Origin of the sequence: Luteibacter sp. (assembly GCF_051958795.1) — a bacterium.
In the GTDB taxonomy this organism is placed as follows: domain Bacteria; phylum Pseudomonadota; class Gammaproteobacteria; order Xanthomonadales; family Rhodanobacteraceae; genus Luteibacter.
On sequence record NZ_JBQCFT010000328.1, the window covers coordinates 1 to 2,250 of the forward strand.

Annotated in this window: 3 protein-coding genes; 1 reads left to right on the forward strand and 2 read right to left on the reverse strand. The window is 66.7% G+C overall.

The window, feature by feature from the left end; translation table 11 throughout:
• Positions 1-154 precede the first annotated feature (154 nt).
• On the forward strand, positions 155-922 hold the full coding sequence (locus tag ACTHLF_RS17050) for a prolyl oligopeptidase family serine peptidase (RefSeq protein ID WP_440328820.1): 768 nt from the start codon (positions 155-157) through the stop codon (positions 920-922).
• A 114-nt stretch (positions 923-1,036) separates the two neighbouring features.
• Here ACTHLF_RS17050 and ACTHLF_RS17055 read toward each other — a convergent pair whose 3' ends face one another.
• Both ACTHLF_RS17055 and ACTHLF_RS17060 read right to left on the reverse strand, forming a co-directional pair.
• Positions 1,037-1,429, reverse strand: coding sequence for a hypothetical protein (locus ACTHLF_RS17055; protein WP_440328821.1), 393 nt, complete (start codon positions 1,427-1,429; stop codon positions 1,037-1,039).
• A 29-nt stretch (positions 1,430-1,458) separates the two neighbouring features.
• Positions 1,459-2,250 (reverse strand): MFS transporter (locus ACTHLF_RS17060; protein ID WP_440328823.1); only part of this gene is annotated, 792 nt, incomplete at its 5' end.

Sequence of the window (2,250 nt, forward strand, 5' to 3'; positions counted from 1 at the left end):
TTTGTGTTCCCCCCCCCGGTGTGTGTCCCCTTTGGGGGGGGCGGGGGGGTGGGGGGGGGGGGGGGCGGGGTGTTTTGTTGACCACACCCCCCCCCCCCCCCCCCCCCCCTCCCACAGGACCGATGGCCCCATGCCCCCACGGAGACCCCCGCGCATGCTCCGCACCTTTGCCTTCCTCACCGCCGCCATGGTGGCCGGCGCCGCCTCCGCCGCCCCGGCGCAGTTCGCCGAGCGCACCGTCGACGTGCACGGCAAGACCTACCGTTACCAGGTCTTCATCCCCGCCGATATCAAACCGCACCCGGCGGTCGTCCTGTTCCTGCATGGCAGCGGCGAACGCGGCAGAGACAACCAGAAGCAGATGAGCCAGGGCCTGCCACCGTGGCTGAAGGAACACATGGATTTCCCGGCCGTCGTCGTGATCCCGCAGGCGCCGGACGATACGGAGTGGACCGACGAAGCCGATGCCAACATGGCGCTCGCCGCGCTCGAGAAGAGCGTCCAGGAATTCCACGGCGACCGTAAGCGCCTTTACCTCACCGGCCTGTCGATGGGCGGCTACGGCTCGTGGCAGCTCGCGGTCGACTACCCGGACAAGTTCGCCGCGGCCGCGATCATCTGTGGCGGCATCACCGCGCTACCCGATCCGGAAGGGCGCAACCTGTTCGTCCACGGCGTACCCGATGGCAAGGATCCGTTCGAGTGGGCCGCGCAGAAGATCGGCAAAACCCCGGTGTGGATCTTCCACGGCGGCGATGACAACGTCGTCCCCACCGAACAGTCGCGCAAGATGAACGCGGCGCTGGTTAAGCGCGGCGCCGAAGTGAAGTACAGCGAATTCCCCGGCGTGAACCACGGCTCGTGGATGAAGGCCTATGCCACGCCCGACCTGTGGGACTGGATGTTCCAGCACCATCGCTGATCACAGCGTTGTAGGAGCCCACCCTGTGGGCGACAGCTTTCGCGATGGCGTGACATGTCCTGCGGCTCCTCCGCGAACGGCGTCGCCCACAGGGTGGGCTCCTACGCGATGCTTCTACGGATTGCGGATGTGCCCGATGAGGTCCTTGAGACCACCGGAGAACGCTGCCCAACCGATGCCGGCGCCCACCAGTGCGCCGAGCATCTCGAACAGCACGCGCAGTCCCATGGAATCCGGGTCGTGCACCGCGGCCAGCTTCACCCGCAGCAGCTGCGGTGACTGGATCGGGACGAAGTTGAAGTAGAACGAATTCCAGATGTCTTCGTAGCCCACGAGGAAGAACGCCACGAGCACGGCAACGGTCAACTCCATGCCATGGTTCCAGCCATTGGCCTTGCCGAACAGGCGCACCAGCACATACGCGACGATGCCGCCCAGCAGCGCGATGCCGCCGACCTGCAAGGCACCTTCCATGCCGTAACCCATCCAGCTGCGATCGAGGAGCATGGTGCGGACTCGTGGGGATCAGGCAGGCATTATGCCCGCGAGCCGGCGCTTTGGCTCTCCAGCGGACGGCCATGCCGCGCATACAGCACGAAAGAGAGGACCGCGGCCGCCAGCGTCGTCGCGCTGGCCACGAGGAAGATGGCCGGGTAATCGTAAAGTCCCGCGATCCAGCCGCCGACCGGGCCGGTCAGGCCCAGGGCCACGTCCAGGAACACGGAATAGGCCCCCAGCGCCGCGCCGCGGTTGTGGTTGCTCACGCGGCTGACGGCTTCGACGCCGAGCGCGGGGAAGACCAGCGCAAAGCCCGAGCCGGTCAACGCGGCACCGGCAAGCGCCGCGTGCGGGCTGGTGCCAAACCAAAGCAGCAGCAAGCCGAGGCACTCGACCACCAGCGACACCCTCGCCACGCGGTAGCCGCCGAACCGGTTGATGGCATTGGCGAAGACGAGGCGCACGCCGATGAAACAGCTACCGAACAGGGAAAGCGACAGCGCGGCACCCTGCCAACCGCGGCTCGCGTAATACAGGGCGACGAACGTCGAAAGCGCACCGAAGCCGATGGAACCCAGCGCAAGGCCCGCGCCGTACGCATACACGCGCGAGAGCACATGCTTGAACGGCAGGCGTTCGCCGTGCGTCGGCGGCACGTGCGCCATGAGCAGGGCCAGCGGCAACGCGATCGCGCCGAGCGCAAAGCCCAGCACACCGAGCGAGACCATGCCGAACTTAGCCGCGAGCGTGACGCCGAGCTGCTCACCTAGCGCAATGCCTCCGTAGTTATAGAAACCGTTCCACGAGATGAACCGCGAGGTGTGCTCAAC